1 protein-coding gene is annotated in these 229 nt (G+C 69.0%); it reads left to right on the top strand.

The window, feature by feature from the left end:
• Positions 1-229: hypothetical protein (locus AC6H42_RS30675; RefSeq protein WP_497549700.1), on the top strand; the 229-nt coding region annotated here is incomplete at both ends.

Consider the following 229-nt stretch of genomic DNA (forward strand, 5'->3'; position numbering starts at 1 on the left):
TCGGCCCAGCTGGGCGCCATGGAAACGGTCGACCTGGCCGCGATGGAAACGGTGGACTTCGTGGCGCTCAAGACCAGCGCCATCGCCGGCCTGAGCACCAGCCAGTTCGCCGGCCTGACCACCAACCAGATCGCCGCGCTGACCAGCGCCCAGATGGGCGCGCTGAGCACCAGCCTGATCGCCAACGGCCTGACCACCGCGCAAGTTGTCGCGCTGAGCAGCACCCAGG

The sequence above is a fragment of the Massilia sp. NBRC 108631 genome (assembly GCF_059704565.1).